The sequence below is a fragment of the Ascidiimonas meishanensis genome (assembly GCF_037782385.1).
GTDB classification, from domain to species: domain Bacteria; phylum Bacteroidota; class Bacteroidia; order Flavobacteriales; family Flavobacteriaceae; genus Ascidiimonas; species Ascidiimonas meishanensis.
In genome coordinates this window covers 138432-154851 of the sequence record NZ_JBBEXD010000011.1, presented here as the reverse complement: position 1 = coordinate 154851, position 16420 = coordinate 138432, and the positions used below count along the sequence as shown (strand labels likewise).

The following is a 16420-nucleotide window of genomic DNA, read 5'->3' as shown; positions in this document are numbered from 1 at the left end:
CAATGGAACAGATTATAGTTATGATGAAAACGGAAATATGACAACTGATGCCAACAAAGGCATTACCAATATCACCTACAACCATTTGAATTTACCTACTCAGGTAACTATGGCAGACGGAAATATTCAGTATATTTATAATGCCGTAGGGGTGAAGCTAAAAAAGATAGTAAAAAACACTGCGGAAAGTTCTTTGAGGATGGAGCGTTAAAAAAATATCCAGTGGATATTTTTAGCGAACAGGCCAGCTGGCGCATTGGCAAATATGCTGGAAACTATATCTATGAGAATGGTACGCTACAGTTTTTCAATACAGCTGAAGGCTATGTAGAACCCAATGGAAGTTCTTTTGATTACGTATACCAGTATAAGATCATTTAGAGGGCGGAACGTTAAGAAAACAGCCAGTGGCTGTTTTTAGTGAACGAGCCAGTTGGCGCGGGGGGACTATCTTATTCAGATAATGATAGGAATGGTTTAATAACCCAAAGTGAATTTATACCTATAGACTTAATATTTAACGTCAGTTCGACGAAAATAAGAATTAAAATCGATTTCGAAATTGTCTTTTCTTTTGGTTCGTTTTCTTTGGACAAGCAAAGAAAATGAATGTAAGCAACTTATATACAACAACTTTAATAATTCAAAGACCCTATTTAAGATTAAAATATAAAACTGAAATTAGATCGAACTCACGTTATTTACCTCGGTCTGGTTCCATCAAAAATCCATAGCGTATTTCAATAGTGTACTAATAAAATTGAGCGAATGAATCTCACATTGAGAACTCATATTAAAAGATTAAGCAGAAAAACTATAGAAAAGTAGTTCTTTTTACATCGAACTCGCGTTAAATAGTATTTCTTTAAAACGTAAAGACTTGCTAGAATCCTTGAAATAAAAGTTGTTTACACCAGTAACCATTTCAATAAACCGTATTTTTAATCTGTTTTAAACTTAGGAGGTTTTAGGTTTTTAAGGCATTCCAGATTTGGCAGTTTCTCAGGATGATTAAAAAATACATTTGCTGCTTCCATAGCGCATGGGTTACTCCAGTAGGTGGTTGGGGTGTGCGTCCAACCTTTAAAAATTAAATGAAAACTATTTGGTAAATTCTTTTGCATGGCATTAGCCCATTTTAAAGGAGTTTCATAATCATAGGCACCACTAATTAGTAACACCGGTTTATTGCTAATAACCGCTTTGTTTTCAATACTCCCTACTTTTTTTACATCCCAAAGCTTGCAGATGTTCGATTCAAAAACTGCTGGCGAAAGCCCCTTGGTTTGTGGGTGTTTTTTTGATTCGCTTTCAATTGTTTTTTGAGAAGCAAAAGGGTATTCCTCTGCACACCAAACAGACAATCGCATGCCCATTCCGTAACCGTTATACGCGGCTGGTTTCTTGAATATACTTAACAATTCTTCTTTTAAAGTACTGAGATCATTATTTAAAAGTTTTTCCAATTCAAATGGCACATTGGCAATGCTACCCGTAGAAGCAGAAGTGAAAACACTCATTAAATCTTTTCCTTTTAAGTAAAAAGTTTCTAAGTTTCCGTTAGTCGGATTTTCGATTTCAACAAGTAATGGATTTTCTGTTTTCTCCTTTAAATAAGTAAAGAACCTTTTTTTAATGTTTGGAAATGCCTTATTACATTTCTCGTCTAACTCACAATCTGAAAGTAACTTAGCTGCTACGTCTAAAAGATTTTCAACGCTTACTTCGTCGTAAGTAACTTCTAGCGGTAAGGGGGAGTCCATAACAACACTTCTAATAGCCTGTGGAAAATCTCTTAGTAGGACTTGCGCTATTTTTGTACTGTATGAAATAGTCAATAAGTTGTACTGTTCTATTTTTAGAACTTTTCGTAAGTCCTCAATATCGGAAGCAATTTCATGAGTGTTGTAGGCATTTAAGTCAATGCCTTTTTTTAAGAGGCGGGTTTTGCATTTTAATACGGCATCATTCAATAAGCTGTCTTCCTTTTTGCCTCTATAGCCTGGAAGTTGAGATAAATAGATAGCCTTAGACCATTCCGGACAATCCAAACTTGGTTGTGCATATTGAGTACCGCGTTGTTCAAATAAAATAAAATCTCTATCATCCAGATAGGTATAATACTTCATGTATTGAGCAGTTCTCATGGTAGAATAGCCAGGACCACCCACTGTGTAGATGATAGGATCTTTTTTAGGGTTTTTATTGCTGCTTTTAAAAATGTAAACAGGGAGCTGTATTTTATTGCCGTTTGGTTTAAAACGATTTTCAAGTACTTCCAGATAGCCAAATGTATATACTTGTCCTTCAGGAATTTTATGAGTTGTTTCCTTAGATATAGTAAAAGTAGGTACAAATGGTTTTGTAATCTCTTTGGTACTCTTGCAGCCAATAAGCAGTATAGACAGTATAAAAAATAATAACCGAAACTTCATTTTTAGCGAATTCTGTGAATTACAAAGAAACATAGATTTAGTGTTTCTCAAATTCACATTTGTTAAGAAATGCATTTCTTTTTAATTCTGCTTAAACTTTGTTCTGATACACCTAAATAAGAAGCAATATATTTTTGAGGTACCTGTTGAAATAACTCAGCATTTTTAATTATTAAGCTTTGGTAACGTTCTGTTAGATCAAGAGTTTGTAAGTCTGCTAATTTTTCAACGGTAAAAAGGTATGCTTTTTCTGCAATAATTCTACCTAGTCTTTCTAATTCGTGATAAGACGCATATAGTTTATACAAATGTTCTTTATCAAACTCATAATAATGCACCTTTGTTAAGGTCTCTATAAACAAGGTGCTGGGTGTATTGGTTAGAAAACTTTTAAAGTCTGTAGCAAACCATTTAGGAGCATAAAAATGATGGGTATAATCTTTCCCTTCTATTAATTTATAGCCCCGTAGCAGCCCGCTTTCTATAAATAAACATTTTCTACTGACTTTGGGCGGAGCAAATAAAATTTGATGCTTAGGAGCTTCTTTTTTTTCTCCCGAATTAAAAAATAGCGTATATACCTTATCTGATAGATTGATGTATGAGGTAATAGTTTCCTTCATCTTTTTTAAAATAATAGGGATCAGTTTTTAATTGTAGTATAAAAATTGGCCCTAACAAGTATACAAAAAACGAATTATAAGAAACATATAGATTTCAAATAGTTGTTTTTTTAAAGATAAATGCTGTACAAAAGCTAACTAAAAGTGAGGTCGCATGGTACTTCATTGTTCTTAACAAGATGCTCAGACAAAAGTGAAAAAATTAAAGAGACATGGATGCTATTTTTAAAAGCAAGCATCGATAATACTTTACAAATCGTGTATAGTTTACACTTAAGGTTTTTAAAAGACGTTTTAAAGGCTATATTCTAAAGGTTTTGAGCTTCAAACAAAAAGCTCCGCAACTTTGTATGTAAAGCTCCGCATGTTTGGGTCAAAACCTTCGCATGTTTTTAAGGAAATAACAAAGCATAAAAAAAGCCCCGAAGGGCTTTTCTAACAAAATGTGTCAACTAACACTAAAAACTAACTGTTAAAACCAACTAATTAGTTGCCCACATCTGTAAGTTCTATTTCGGGCGAGGTATCTGCATCTGTAAGCTTTTCGATACGTTCTTTTTGATACCGAAGAGTTTTCAGCATATTGCGAATTTTGGTGCCAGGGCGGTAACGTATTCTCGCTTTTTTAATCTGATTGGCCGTTACTTTTTCTTCCTCTTCTACCCCCTCACTGTTCACACCTAAACTAAAAGTGCCTAGTTTACCCAGCACTACATTACGTCCTTGTTTAAGTTCGCCTTGAATGGCATTTACTAAACCAATAATAACCTCATAAACATCTGCTTGGCGTACAGTAGAACCATCGGCAATCAATTCAGAAAGGCGGTCTATATCTGAGGTGCCTTTAGGTATCGCCAACGCATAATATTTAGGAGTTGCGGTAAGATCTTGTGGATTTCGTTTTTGGATTGTTCTAAATGTTACACTCATAATTGTTTTACTTGTTAAGTTTATATTTCGTTATCACAAAGATGATTGAGAATTCTATGGTATTTTGTTAAGAATAACCCATAATATTCTTAAGAAATGTTATTTTTCATGAGAATTTCTTAACAAAATAATAAAAAGATTAAAAAGTTGTTAATGGGTTTGGTTTGCTATTGCTAAATAACGTGAGTTCGATATAACTTTCATAAAATATGATTTAAATTTTTTTACACTATTTTAATTTAACCATCTTATTTTTAGATCATTACGTTCATTTTCTTTGCTTGTCTAGGGGCGAACGTAAAGAAAACAGCTAGTAGCTGTTTTTAGTGAAGCAGACAGGTGGCGCGGGGAAACCAAAAGAAAAGACACTTTTTAGTTCATGTCATATCTGTTTTGCATGAAGGTATTCATGAATCTTCGATTTCCAAGGTATTTTTGTCCATAAAGTGGACAAAACCACAAGGCTTTCCTAAATTTTAGTTCACTATACTCTATTTTCTTCAAAGGAGTTCATGAATTTACATTTCTCCCCCGAACGATCGGGGTTTCGAAAATTCTTAACGGAAAACCTTGTTATACTGCGGAAAAAGACAATTTCGAAATCGATTTTAATTCTTGTTTACGTCGAACCGACGTTAAATAACATATTCACTCTTTATTTCAGCTGTAGTTTGTGAAAATTGAAAGTATTAATAATGTATTGTTTTGAGCGAATGCTCCCTGTTGGTGCAGTTACTTTTATACAGTAGATAAATAGAATATGAGGGTTTTTGAAAAGTTGTGGGATAGTCTTTGGTAAGTACAAGGCTCATTAAGCCAGTGTCTCCAATACCAATTTGGACACCAAGACAAAAGCTAAAAAAAGGTACGGAGTACTTTTATGATTGAGCCTTACTACAAGGTTGCCACTCACCAGAACTGCTATAGAAACCCACCAGAACTGCAAATCAATAAAAGCAATGAGCAAAGCAATCAAACTGAGGTTTGCAAAGAGCCCCTTATATTTTCTAGCAATAGGGAAGTGGGTGTCATCTAATTGTTCAAAGACAATAAAGGCGCAAAAAATACTTACCATCAAGCCAGTAATTTCTAGGGATGAAAATTGAGCAGTACTTAAAAAATAGAGAAAGCCAACCACCATCGGATATTTAAACAAGGGGAGAAAATGCCTCCAGATTCCTCGGTTAAAAAGTAACCTATACATGAGATCGTTCAGTACTAAAAATGAAACCAATACCCCTGCAGAAATAGGATGAAGCAGAAATAAAACCAGACTGCAAAAAAATGCAAAGCCCGCCAGAATAAGGGCGAGTAAATTGCGCGATTTGGGCTGGGTGTAAATACGATTAGGCTTTGCTACATCTACTTGATAATTCATTAGATCATCATACAAGCGGAGCATCCCTAAAAAAAGAAAAACGGGTAGTATAAAAAGAAAAACCTGGCTATTGGTAAGTGAATGCGCTACTGAGAAAAGGATCAGTAACAAAGTAAGCGCGCCAAAAATTACAGGCTTAAAACGTTGTTTAAGATATAGCCGTAGTATTTTCATCTAAAATAGCAATATGCCCTGTGTTTGCGTTTAATAATATTTGATCCCCGTCTTTTAATCTGGTAGTTGCTTTTGGAACTCCTACAATGGCAGGGATTCCAAATTCTCTGGAAACGATGGCGCCATGTGAAAGCATTCCGCCACGTTCTACAATGAGTCCGCTAATCAATGGAAAAACCACCACCCATCCCGGATCCGTTTGTCTGGTAACTAAGATATCACCTTTTAGTAACTTATCGGCTTCTAAAACCGATGCCAGTACCATTGCTCGCCCTTTTACGATTCCTCCACAAGCAGACAAACCTTTTAGATCAATATCACTCCCTTCTGTTGCTACATTGGGAATAACCAGTTCATCCGGAGAAGGGTAGGAGCCCATAAAAGTTTGAAAATCGTCTGGATATGCTAATTTGCTTTGAAGCTTAAAAGCTTCTTTTCTAGCAGCTACACAATTTTTTAAATTTACGGGAAGCATCTCAGCGCTAGAGAGGCTTTCTGCTATTTCTTGATAGCGCAAAAACAAGATGTCTTCTGGATCTTTTAGTTGTTTTTGCCTAACAAAAGTTCGTCCTATTTTTTGAATAACCTGTTTAAACCTAAAATAGAGTAAGGCTTGTTTTAAGCGCGCTCTTTCTCTACTGCTAATGCCATTAGACGCTAATTTAATTAACAAATGAAGTATAAAAAGATGAAAAAGCGAAATAGGAAAAAGGATATGATATTTTGAAATGATTTTCTTCTGGAATCTACGAATCACATTTTGACGTTCCTTGTATTTTTGTTGGATTAATGCTTCCGGATCGTTGTCAGGAAGGCGATTGTACTGTTGCAATAGGGCAATAAACAAGGCAGGATTCTCCGTATAATTGTCGTGGGTAAGCATGAGTTCTCCAGAACAACGATAGCCCCAATTCTCCAGATAATTATGTACCAATTGCAAAACCTCTACATAGCCTTTGTTCGTTTGTAATACACTGTAAAAGTCTACCGCACTTAACTTTTGAAACTGCGCATACAGCTCTTTGTTTTCTCTGATTTTTAATTTGATTCTATGGGTATCAATAATGGGTTCACTACTAATAAGATTAGGAATGGCCTGAATGAGTTTGTTATGAATAGCAACACCTTCTTCTTTGTAAAAAAGTTTACAATAGGCGCCTAAAATACCATGAGAGACCATCGCAAAAAAATCAGCTAAAGAGGCTCTGTACCAGCTATGCATTCTAATTTCTATAAACCCGTGAAACGCTTTCTTTAATTCTTGAAGGCTTACTGCTTCTTTTGCTTGCTTGCTATAGCCATTAACCAGATGCTCAAAGTAAGAAACGTTTTTCTCCAGAAAAAAATTAAACTTTACAAAGTCACGTACAAATCTGAGCTTGTTTTTAAAGCTTGCTTTTTTAGGTTTATGTGCCTGTTCTGCCGTATATCCCACAAAATTATCAAAAGATTTCATCAACATTTCTGAGAAGGGAGATTGTGAGATAATTTCATGAATACTACTCATATTGTAATACATATGGCAGCCCCAAACACCTACAATATTGGTATAGGCGCCCTCTAAAGATCTTATAGTATGCTCATTTACCTGAAACAATTTGGAAAGGTTTTTAAAGTAATGATAATAAGAATCTCTGGCGATAGAATAGAGTAGCGGACTAATGGGATCTGGGTAGTTTTCATTTACGTTGGTGTTAGACCAGTACTGTGGTAATTCTTTCACTACTGTGGTAATAGGCCTTGATTGCACCACATAAAAGAGATTTTCTTTTACCGCCCATTCTACATCTAACGGATACCCGTAATGTAATTCTAGCTTTCTGGCTATTTCAAACCCCTGTTTTAAATTAAAATCTACCGCTTCATCTAAGGTTTCGGTAGCAATATGGTAATGGACACTTGCTGGATTTACTTGCCCTGATACCAATGCTTCTCCATGTCCCTCTACATATTCTGCCAGCATTTGTCCTTCGTGTAAATGGCTTCGGGTAAAAATAACGCCAGCATAATCTGGATCTATTAACTTTTGAACCACTACCGCCATCCCTGCCAGTTGCTTTCCTTTATGTGCCCCATAGACGGCTACATTTTCTTTTTCATACGATTGCCAGCAGCGAATGATATCGGATATAATAGCATTGGTATCTCCGCTACAAATAAACGAATCTAATTGTCCGGCAAAAGAGGTTTCGGCACCATCTTCACCAATAGCAGAACTCCGCACCATATAGGCGTTTGCCCCTATTGCATTTAATTGTTGTATCAGTTCTTCTTTAAAGGTAGCATCTGGTTCTTTTTGTGCAAGGTAAAAGTGGGTAAAGGCATTACTTTTTACAATAAATCCTTCAGGTACGGGAAACCCTGCTGCTTTCATCAAGCTTAAATGGTACCCTTTGGCTCCCGCCAGATTTTCAGTGATATGATGATCTAAAGAGCATAGATACATTAAATGGAAGATTTAATTTTTAACTTAAAAAGCAAGGTGGAAACAGCTAGATGTAACCCCATGGCCAATATAAATATATACATACTTTCTGATAGTGTAATATCAGCCAAAAAATAATACATGAGGAGTACTCCGGTTATGGAGTCTGCTTTGTCAATTAAAAGAAAAAGAAATGGATACTTAGGGTGTCTGCCTCCTGGTGGAATATTCAGAGAACGCTTCATATAAGAATTGGGTAGTTCTGCAACTATGTAGGCAAGACCTAGTGCTATGCCTACGCCTAAGAAATACAATAGATTTCTTTGCAAAAATATCCCTAATAATAGACAAAAGAAGCCATTTGCCAAAGGCACAAAAAGTACCCCTCGCCAGGTTTTATTTTTACCAAAAGTATGGGTGGCTATAGGAATACACCAGCTGGAGAACCAATTTTTTTTTACCACCAACATATGCAAAATAAGCGTAGGCGTTAAGGGTATAAAAAGTATAAGTATATGTGTTAAGAGCTTACTCATTTTCTTCAAGAAATGCCAACATACGAAAAGCCGTATGAAGAATTCTGTCTGAAAACTTATATTTAATAAGAATACCTGCCACATCATAAAAAACCGCTCTAGAAACCATAAAGTTAACTAGGCTTTGTCTATACCCTTCAAACCATGCTGCCTTGCTATAACTTTTTTTCCATTCTTCTGGTAACAAGTTAAAATGATATTCCAAATAGTACATTAGCTCTTCTTTTGAAAAGTCTTTGGGAAGTACAAAACTTAAAAACTCCACAATATCACGATGGGGGTAATCTATCACCGCCAGCTCCCAATCATAAATAACAATAGTACCGTCTTTTCTTACAGCAATATTACGGGGGTTAAAATCATTATGAATAATGGTTTTTGGTAACTCACACTGGTTAATAAAGCGATCTGATCTTATTTCGGTTTTTAAAGCTTTGAGCTGTTCAACTTTGTAAGCATCTCCTGTTTCTTTTAAGGAGATTCTCAGCAGTGCATCATATAATTCGGTTCCTTTATGCGGAACAAAATGCTGAACCGAGGACATGCTTTGCAGCGCTTCGGGCTGGTTGGTTAATTGATGAAAATGAGCTGCAGTTTTAATAACATTTTCAATAGAAGTTTTATCCCATTTTTCCGGATGATTTTCACTATTGTAGATAGAAAGTGCGTCTTCTTCTAAGAATTCCTGCGCTATAATATAAATTTCACGTTGCTTGTTAATATAGGTGCCGTAGAATTCAGGCATATTTTTAAAGCCTTTGCGGTTTAGAAATTCATATACCTCCAGTTCTTTTAGATGGCATTTTTTATATTCTAGATCCTCTTTTGTGTCTTTTATCAGATTGGAAAGCAGCGGATTTACAGATGCTGCCATCATGTGGAGTCCTTTAATTACTTCGGCATCTGTTGGTTTAGACTTGAGTAATACATGAACTTCTTGGTAATCTGCTTTACGGAAGGCTTTTAAGGGTACAAAACCAATAAGTTTTTTGCTAATTTTACCGGTAATGCTGGTAAGAATGCCATTTTCTATAGTCTTGTTTTGGAGGAGTTCTATATCTGTCAAACCAGAATCAACTAGTATTTTTTGTAGATACTTAGGGTTGAGTTCTGATTTTAATAACCAGTTTTTAGGTTTGTTACGCCCTAGTTTTTCATGAGCTTTTGCAAATTCACCACTAACAATGGCTGCACTGGTAGAAATCTCCAGGCCTAAGGCAAAGCCTGCAATAAGCTTGGCAAAGCGTTCAACCTTGCCGGGTCCCATGCAACCCATTAATTCTAAGGCTTGTGATTGTTTAGGAAGGTGTGTTCCGCCACCTACCGTACCTATTACTAAATTAGGGAGGGTGAGTTTAACGGCTAGTCCTTTCTTCACTTTTTTAAGGGAAAAAATACCTACCGAAGACTCATGTATACAGGCGAGGTCTTGCCCGGTTGCCGCAAAAATACTGGAAATAGCATTGGCTACATTTATATTGTAGCCTATCATCCCGTTCTGTCTCGCCAGTTTTCTGGAGGCTTTAAAACAGCGAACCAATTTATCTGAAGTAGTACGTAATACCTGTGCAATAACCTCTTCTTTAAGGACACAAGAAGCGGTTACTCTAATTCCTCTTCCAGATGCAATGGTGTATAGGGATACTTTTTTATCTGAAGAGGCATTACCTTCAATCACAAAATCTATTGGGTTGATGCCAGATTCTTTACGAAAGCTTTCTACCAGATGCAGCATAGCATGCCATGTACAGGTAGTTGTCATGTTTTGCCCAGAAGCATCACCCGTAGTATAATTAAACCGCAGGTGTACCACCTTCTTTTTTTGTATGGATTTTATCTCATGCAGTACAGCATGATTTGAATAGCCTTCTGCTACTTTTTTAATATCTTCAAAATGTCTTTTTGTAAATTTCTTAAATAGGCCTGCTTCTTCTTTGGTTTCAAAAAGAAACATAGGGGCACGGGTCATTCTTTGCCACGCAATAGATGCTTTAAACCCATCACTTTCACTAATGGCTCTGGCACCTCTGTTCATACTCATCACCAGCGCACCTTCTAATGTAGCTGCTGCGCCATACACAAATTCTTCAGCGTCTTTTTCTTTAAATAAAAGCGGCCCTAATATCCCTACAGGAATCTCTACAGAACCAATGTAGGATTCAATATTTTTTTGAATGTCGTTAAGATCTAAACCAGAAACTACCAGTTTATCTGTCTTAAAATTTAATTTTTTTAGATAGTCAAGTCTTAAATTTAAAGAAACCGGACTCACCAAGCCTCTTCCCGGTATTGTTTTAATCTCTTGCATCATCCATTTTTAAGTAAGCCTTAAGAAAATAGCATTTTCAAAACGCTCATTAGTTTTGTTTTAATTAGAACAGGTATGTGGACTTTCGTCTAATGGGGATCATTTTATTTAAACGAATATAGAAAATTATTGGTGTTTAAGCAGAATAAAAGTCTTTCATAAGTAAGGAATTCCGTAAAATAAAAGAGTTAGCGATGATGTCAATAAAAAAGCACGACTAGAAGGAGCCGTGCTTTAATACTATTAATTTTTTCTTATTAAACAGTAACTGCTTTTTTTATTCTTTTAAAAGCTTCACGTAATTCTTTTTCAGACGCTGCATAGGAAATACGAATACAGGCAGGATTTCCAAAAGCTTCTCCGGTTACTGTAGCAACATTGGCTTCTTCAAGCAAATACAAAGCAAAATCAGAAGCATTTTCAATTGTTTTTCCTTTTAAGGTTTTTCCAAAGAAATAAGAAATATTTGGGAACACGTAAAAGGCGCCTTCTGGTACATTTACTTTAAAGCCTTCAATATCTTTTAAAAGTTCTAATACCATATCTCTTCGTTTATGAAATTCGTCTATCATAAACTGGATTTTACTAACGGGCGCTTTTAAGGCCGCAATGGTAGCTCTTTGCGCAATAGCATTAGCACCACTGGTAATCTGTCCTTGAATTTTGTTACAAGCTCTGGCAATCCAATCTGGTGCACCAATATAGCCTATTCTCCATCCAGTCATAGCAAACGCTTTAGAAACACCATTGACGGTAACGGTTCTTTCGTACATACCATCAATTCCGGCAATACTTACATGACCTCCCTTAAAATTGATATGTTCATAGATTTCATCAGATACCACATAGATATTTGGATGCTTTTTAAGCACGGCTGCTAAGGCTTCTAACTCCTCTTTGCTATATACAGATCCACTTGGGTTGCAAGGAGAACTATACCACAACATTTTGGTCTTAGGTGTAATAGCTGCTTCCAGTTGCTCAGGAGTCATTTTGAAATCTGTATCAATACTCGTAGGTACTTCTACAGGAACACCTCCAGAAATTTTCACAATATCGGCATAACTTACCCAATAGGGAGCAGGAAGTATTACTTCATCTCCCGGGTTAATTAAAACCATGGCAACATTAGCAAGAGATTGTTTAGCACCTGTAGATACAACCACCTGAGGGAGTGTATAGGTTAAATTATTATCTCTCTTGAATTTTTCAATAATGGCAGCTTTTAAATCTGCATAGCCATCAACTGGCGTGTAGCTGCTGTAATTGTCATGAATAGCCTGTATAGCTTCTTCTTTGATAAAATCCGGAATGTTAAAATCTGGTTCTCCCAAGCTAAGGCCTATCACATCTTTACCTTCTGCTTTTAATTCACGGGTTTTGGCAGCCATCGCTAGGGTGGCTGAAGTGGACATGTTCACAACTCTGTCCGATAATAAATGATTCATTTTGGCGGTTTAAATGATATAATTTTATTAGGAAAGCTGGAGGTTTGGTCTTTTTCCAAGCTCCTTTAAATGATTAAAGTGTGATATAATTGCCTTACGAGTAGTTTTATATTCGTTATAAGGCAAGTTAAATTCTTTAGCCGTTTCCTTAACTATTTTTGAAATCTTTGTATAATGCACATGGCTTATGTTAGGGAAAATATGATGTTCTACCTGATGATTTAAACCTCCAGTAAACCAGTTTACAATTCTATTTTTAGTTGAAAAGTTAACGGTGGTAAAAAGTTGATGAATAGCCCAAGTATTTTTCATAGACCCAGTTTCATCTGGTAATGGTGTCTCTGCTTCTTTTATTACATGTGCCAATTGGAATACTACACTTAGAATAAGCCCTGCAGTATAATGCATCACAAAAAATCCAATCAAAATTTTCCACCATGAAATTTCAAGTACCAACATAGGAATTACAATCCAAATAGCAGCATACAATATTTTAGTAATGATCAAAATACTCCATCTGGTAGTAACACTAGGAAATTTACCATAAGATAATTTGGCTTTTACATATCTGCGCATTTGCTTGAAATCGCTGGTAATTGCCCAATTAATGGTAAGCAATCCATAAAGGAAAATAGAATAATAATGTTGAAATCTATGGAAGCGTTTCCATTTTGCATGCACTGAAAAACGAATCAAATCGCTATTTTCAAGATCTTCATCATGCCCATGGATATTTGTATAGGTATGGTGTAAAACATTGTGCTGTACTTTCCAGTTATATGCATTACCTGCAAGAATATAAATGCTACTTCCCATTAGGTTATTCAACCATTTTTTAGAAGAATAGGAACCATGATTTCCATCATGCATTACATTCATGCCTACACCAGCCATGCCAATACCAATTACTACCGTAAGGAGTAATTGAATCCATTGGTTCATATCAAGTGTGAGGATTAAAAAATATGGAGTAAGAAAAATGGAAAACATAACCACTGTTTTTACGTGTAATTTCCAGTTTCCAGTCCTTTTTAAATTGTTCTCTTTAAAGTATGAATTGACTCGTGAATTTAAAGTTTTAAAAAATTGTGCCGAATCCTTTCGTGAAAATCGAATTGAAGTATGTGACATAAATAATTAATGCTTTTTCTATAGCTAAAATAGATAATATTATATAAACATCAAAAGTAGTGTTTACTATTGAGATGTGTCTCCTTATATGTAATAAACGTATCAAAAAGGTTATTTTTGTGATAAATTAACACATAGATGCAAAAATTGCTTACGTATTTTCCTGAATTAACAGAATACCAAATAAGTCAATATAAAAGATTGCCCGCACTCTACGAAGAGTGGAATTCTAAAATTAATGTGATCTCAAGAAAAGACATAGACTTTTTGCTGGAACGCCATGTATTACATTCGTTGGGAATAGCTAAAATTCAGTCTTTTAAGCCCGGAGCTCAGGTGCTAGATGTAGGAACTGGGGGTGGATTTCCTGGAATTCCTTTGGCCATTATGTTTCCTGAAACCAACTTTTATTTGGTAGATGCTATTGGTAAAAAAATAAAAGTAGTAGAAGCTGTGGTAGAAGCATTAAATCTTACTAATGTAAAAGTGTCTCATACCAGAGTAGAAAAAGTAAATAAGGAATTCGATTTTATTGTGAGTAGAGCTGTCACAAATATGCCCGATTTTGTGAAGTGGGTACGAAGTAAAATTGCTAAAAAATCTGTTCATGAAATGAAGAACGGGATTTTGTATTTAAAGGGTGGTGATCTTACAGACGAACTTAAATTGTTTACAACACATCAGGAATTTTTACTGTCTGATTATTTTGAAAATTCGTTTTTTGAAACTAAAAAAGTGGTATACCTTCCCTTAAAGTATAAGCCAAGTACAGGTAAACAGTAAGTAAGACATAGGTGTAGTGAATCTACATTTAAGGGAGATATTTAATGGGAATAAAAAAGGCGTTTGATGAAATCAAACGCCTTTTGTAATAAAATAATATATTATTATTTAACCTAAAAACGGATATCTGTAATCTTCTGGCGAAACAAAGGTTTCTTTGATAAGTCTTGGAGAGACCCATCTCAATAAATTTTGTGGAGAACCTGCTTTGTCGTTGGTGCCGGAAGCTCTGGCACCACCAAATGGTTGCTGCCCTACAACTGCTCCGGTAGGTTTATCATTTACATAAAAATTACCCGCACAATTTTGAAGTGCTTTTGAAGCTTCTTCTACAGCATATCGGTCTGTAGAAAAAACAGCACCTGTTAATGCATACTCTGAGGTACTATCTACCAACTTTAAGGCTTCAGACCAATCTTTGTCTTTGTATATGTAGACAGTAACCACAGGACCAAAAAGTTCTGTGCTCATCGTTTCATAATTAGGATCTGTAGTTACAATTACCGTAGGCTCTATAAAGTATCCTTTTGTTTTATCATAACCACCACCAGCAAAAATTTCTGCATTCGCATCTGCTTTCGCTTTGTCAATATAGCTAGCTAATTTATCAAAAGATCCTTCGTGAATAACCGCCGTAATAAAATTACTCATATCCTCAGGACTTCCTGGCTTATTGAAAGATTCAATATCTGCTTTTACAAAATCAAGCACTTCCTGTGCCATAGATTCTGGTAAATATACTCTGGAGGCAGCACTGCACTTTTGTCCTTGATATTCAAAAGCACCTCTTGTGATAGCGGTAGCTACCTGTTTTGCTTTGGAACTTGGATGTGCAATAATGAAATCTTTTCCTCCTGTTTCTCCTACGATGCGGGGGTATGTTTTGTAGTTGTGAATATTATTTCCAATCTTTTTCCATAATTCTTTGAAAACAAAGGTGGAACCTGTAAAATGAATCCCAGCAAAATCAGGACTAGCAAGAACCGTATCTGTAATCATAACGGGGTCTCCATAGACTACGTTAATAACCCCATCAGGAAGCCCTGCTTCCTTAAAGATATCCATGATTACTTTAGCAGAAAAAATTTGATGGTCACTAGGTTTCCAAACCACTACATTGCCCATCATTGCGGCACTAGCGGTTAAGTTGCCCGCAATTGCCGTAAAGTTAAATGGAGAAATAGCGTATACAAAACCTTCCAAGGGTCTGTATTCTATACGATTCCATACCCCTTCTCCAGATTCTGGCTGTTCATCGTATATTTTCGTCATGTATTCTACATTAAAACGCAGAAAATCAATAAACTCACATGCGGCATCTATTTCTGCCTGATAAATGTTTTTTGATTGGCCAATCATCGTAGCCGCATTAATCTTAGCACGGTATGGTCCTGCAACTAATTCTGCGGCGCGTAGAAAAATAGCAGCTCTTTGTTCCCAGGTTAACGAGGCCCATGCGTTTCTTGCTTCAAGTGCATTACTAATGGCGTGCTCTACATGGTTTTTGTCTGATAAATGATACTGTCCAACCACATGCTTATGATCGTGTGGGGGCGTAATATTTCTTGTGTTGTTAGTGCGAATTTCTTCGTCTCCAATATAGAAAGGAATGTCTACATGACTATTAAAGTAGTCTTTATATTGTTTTAAAACTTCTTCTCTTTCAGTTGTTCCAGGAGCGTATGATTTAACTGCTTCATTTGTTGCAATAGGAACATGAAAAAACCCTTTTCCCATGATAGAATATGTTTAAATTAAATTTAATGCAAAGGTACTAAATACGAAATCGTAATAGCAAGAAAAAGAAATTTAATACGTTTCATTTAGTTTAACGCGAAGGGGGCGCACAACTTAAAGGTAGGTATGAATACCCGAAACCTTCGGGTAGAAGTAAAATTAACCATGTTGTAATAACCTCTCATGGCTCCAATAGGTGAAGTGAGGAGGCATCCTGAACTATAGGTATGAGATTCTCCTGGTTTTAAAACGGGTTTTTTGCCTATAACACCTTCACCGTCAATAACCTCTGTGCCGTTTAGGGAATCAAAAATTTCCCAATGCCTACTGGTGAGCTGAACAGAATCTTTACTATTGTTTTGAATAGTGATTTTATATCCAAAAGCAAAATGCATTTTGTAGTTCTTGAAGAAGGTGCCTTCAAAACTAGTTTCTACAGAAATTTTTATGCCTTTGGTTACTTGCGTAATCATCTAATTCATCAATTTTTAGATTTGCAAATTTAAGTAAAG

General features: G+C 35.8%; 14 protein-coding genes and 1 pseudogene. 4 read left to right on the top strand and 11 right to left on the bottom strand.

Annotated features, from left to right (window positions below; translation table 11 throughout):
- The 3 genes and pseudogenes from WBG07_RS17100 to WBG07_RS19525 all read left to right on the top strand — a co-directional run.
- Nucleotides 1–211: hypothetical protein (locus WBG07_RS17100; protein ID WP_413788833.1), on the top strand; the 211-nt coding region annotated here is incomplete at its 5' end.
- An 11-nt stretch (nucleotides 212–222) separates the two neighbouring features.
- On the top strand, nucleotides 223–381 hold the full coding sequence (locus tag WBG07_RS17095) for a hypothetical protein (protein WP_340203029.1): 159 nt from the start codon (nucleotides 223–225) through the stop codon (nucleotides 379–381).
- A gap of 318 nt (nucleotides 382–699) precedes the next feature.
- Nucleotides 700–828: pseudogene (locus WBG07_RS19525) on the top strand (IS1 family transposase); the annotation flags it as partial.
- A 113-nt stretch (nucleotides 829–941) separates the two neighbouring features.
- Here WBG07_RS19525 and WBG07_RS17085 read toward each other — a convergent pair.
- From WBG07_RS17085 to WBG07_RS17045, 9 genes are all read right to left on the bottom strand, one after another.
- A complete protein-coding gene (locus tag WBG07_RS17085; RefSeq protein WP_340203027.1) occupies nucleotides 942–2435 on the bottom strand; it encodes an alpha/beta fold hydrolase in 1494 nt (497 codons plus the stop codon).
- Nucleotides 2436–2497: 62 nt separating this feature from the next.
- A complete protein-coding gene (locus WBG07_RS17080) occupies nucleotides 2498–3058 on the bottom strand; it encodes a Crp/Fnr family transcriptional regulator (RefSeq protein WP_340203026.1) in 561 nt (186 codons plus the stop codon).
- A gap of 486 nt (nucleotides 3059–3544) precedes the next feature.
- Nucleotides 3545–3988, bottom strand: a complete 444-nt coding sequence (locus WBG07_RS17075) for an HU family DNA-binding protein (RefSeq protein WP_340203024.1) — start codon at nucleotides 3986–3988, stop codon at nucleotides 3545–3547.
- Between the two features lie 811 nt (nucleotides 3989–4799).
- The gene (locus tag WBG07_RS17070; protein WP_340203022.1) at nucleotides 4800–5540 is read right to left on the bottom strand and encodes a hypothetical protein; all 741 of its coding nucleotides are present in this window, start codon (nucleotides 5538–5540) and stop codon (nucleotides 4800–4802) included.
- On the bottom strand, nucleotides 5515–7986 hold the full coding sequence (locus WBG07_RS17065) for a PEP/pyruvate-binding domain-containing protein (RefSeq protein ID WP_340203020.1): 2472 nt from the start codon (nucleotides 7984–7986) through the stop codon (nucleotides 5515–5517). The genes WBG07_RS17070 and WBG07_RS17065 overlap by 26 nt, the downstream gene beginning before the upstream one ends.
- A complete protein-coding gene (locus WBG07_RS17060; RefSeq protein ID WP_340203018.1) occupies nucleotides 7986–8501 on the bottom strand; it encodes a CDP-archaeol synthase in 516 nt (171 codons plus the stop codon). Before WBG07_RS17060 ends, WBG07_RS17065 begins: the two co-directional genes overlap by 1 nt.
- Nucleotides 8494–10812 carry a phosphotransferase gene (locus WBG07_RS17055; protein ID WP_340203016.1) on the bottom strand — a complete coding sequence of 773 codons (2319 nt, stop codon included), beginning with the start codon at nucleotides 10810–10812 and terminating at the stop codon, nucleotides 8494–8496. The genes WBG07_RS17060 and WBG07_RS17055 overlap by 8 nt, the downstream gene beginning before the upstream one ends.
- A gap of 254 nt (nucleotides 10813–11066) precedes the next feature.
- Complete coding sequence (locus WBG07_RS17050) at nucleotides 11067–12257, bottom strand: pyridoxal phosphate-dependent aminotransferase (RefSeq protein WP_340203014.1); 1191 nt, start codon at nucleotides 12255–12257, stop codon at nucleotides 11067–11069.
- A gap of 27 nt (nucleotides 12258–12284) precedes the next feature.
- Nucleotides 12285–13388 (bottom strand): fatty acid desaturase family protein, encoded by a 1104-nt coding sequence (locus WBG07_RS17045; RefSeq protein WP_340203012.1) that lies wholly within the window; start codon nucleotides 13386–13388, stop codon nucleotides 12285–12287.
- Between the two features lie 138 nt (nucleotides 13389–13526).
- Here WBG07_RS17045 and rsmG point away from each other — a divergent pair, with 138 nt between their 5' ends.
- Nucleotides 13527–14171: a 16S rRNA (guanine(527)-N(7))-methyltransferase RsmG gene (gene rsmG, locus WBG07_RS17040; RefSeq protein WP_340203010.1), complete on the top strand. Its 645-nt coding sequence runs from the start codon at nucleotides 13527–13529 to the stop codon at nucleotides 14169–14171.
- A gap of 108 nt (nucleotides 14172–14279) precedes the next feature.
- Here the strand turns inward: rsmG and pruA are convergent, their stop codons facing one another.
- Both pruA and apaG read right to left on the bottom strand, forming a co-directional pair.
- A complete protein-coding gene (gene pruA, locus WBG07_RS17035; RefSeq protein WP_340203008.1) occupies nucleotides 14280–15908 on the bottom strand; it encodes an L-glutamate gamma-semialdehyde dehydrogenase in 1629 nt (542 codons plus the stop codon).
- Nucleotides 15909–15994: 86 nt separating this feature from the next.
- Nucleotides 15995–16381, bottom strand: coding sequence for a Co2+/Mg2+ efflux protein ApaG (gene apaG, locus WBG07_RS17030; protein ID WP_340203007.1), 387 nt, complete (start codon nucleotides 16379–16381; stop codon nucleotides 15995–15997).
- Nucleotides 16382–16420 lie beyond the last annotated feature (39 nt).

What these genes read in the sequence shown, in the direction of transcription:
- apaG (WP_340203007.1), bottom strand. Translation starts at nt 16,381, where the DNA reads ATGATTACGCAAGTAACCAAAGGCATAAAAATTTCTGTAGAAACTAGT.
- WBG07_RS17080 (WP_340203026.1), bottom strand. Translation starts at nt 3,058, where the DNA reads ATGAAGGAAACTATTACCTCATACATCAATCTATCAGATAAGGTATAT.
- pruA (WP_340203008.1), bottom strand. Translation starts at nt 15,908, where the DNA reads ATGGGAAAAGGGTTTTTTCATGTTCCTATTGCAACAAATGAAGCAGTT.
- WBG07_RS17075 (WP_340203024.1), bottom strand. Translation starts at nt 3,988, where the DNA reads ATGAGTGTAACATTTAGAACAATCCAAAAACGAAATCCACAAGATCTT.
- rsmG (WP_340203010.1), top strand. Translation starts at nt 13,527, where the DNA reads ATGCAAAAATTGCTTACGTATTTTCCTGAATTAACAGAATACCAAATA.
- WBG07_RS17065 (WP_340203020.1), bottom strand. Translation starts at nt 7,986, where the DNA reads ATGTATCTATGCTCTTTAGATCATCATATCACTGAAAATCTGGCGGGA.
- WBG07_RS17085 (WP_340203027.1), bottom strand. Translation starts at nt 2,435, where the DNA reads ATGAAGTTTCGGTTATTATTTTTTATACTGTCTATACTGCTTATTGGC.
- WBG07_RS17050 (WP_340203014.1), bottom strand. Translation starts at nt 12,257, where the DNA reads ATGAATCATTTATTATCGGACAGAGTTGTGAACATGTCCACTTCAGCC.
- WBG07_RS17060 (WP_340203018.1), bottom strand. Translation starts at nt 8,501, where the DNA reads ATGAGTAAGCTCTTAACACATATACTTATACTTTTTATACCCTTAACG.
- WBG07_RS17045 (WP_340203012.1), bottom strand. Translation starts at nt 13,388, where the DNA reads ATGTCACATACTTCAATTCGATTTTCACGAAAGGATTCGGCACAATTT.
- WBG07_RS17070 (WP_340203022.1), bottom strand. Translation starts at nt 5,540, where the DNA reads ATGAAAATACTACGGCTATATCTTAAACAACGTTTTAAGCCTGTAATT.
- WBG07_RS17055 (WP_340203016.1), bottom strand. Translation starts at nt 10,812, where the DNA reads ATGATGCAAGAGATTAAAACAATACCGGGAAGAGGCTTGGTGAGTCCG.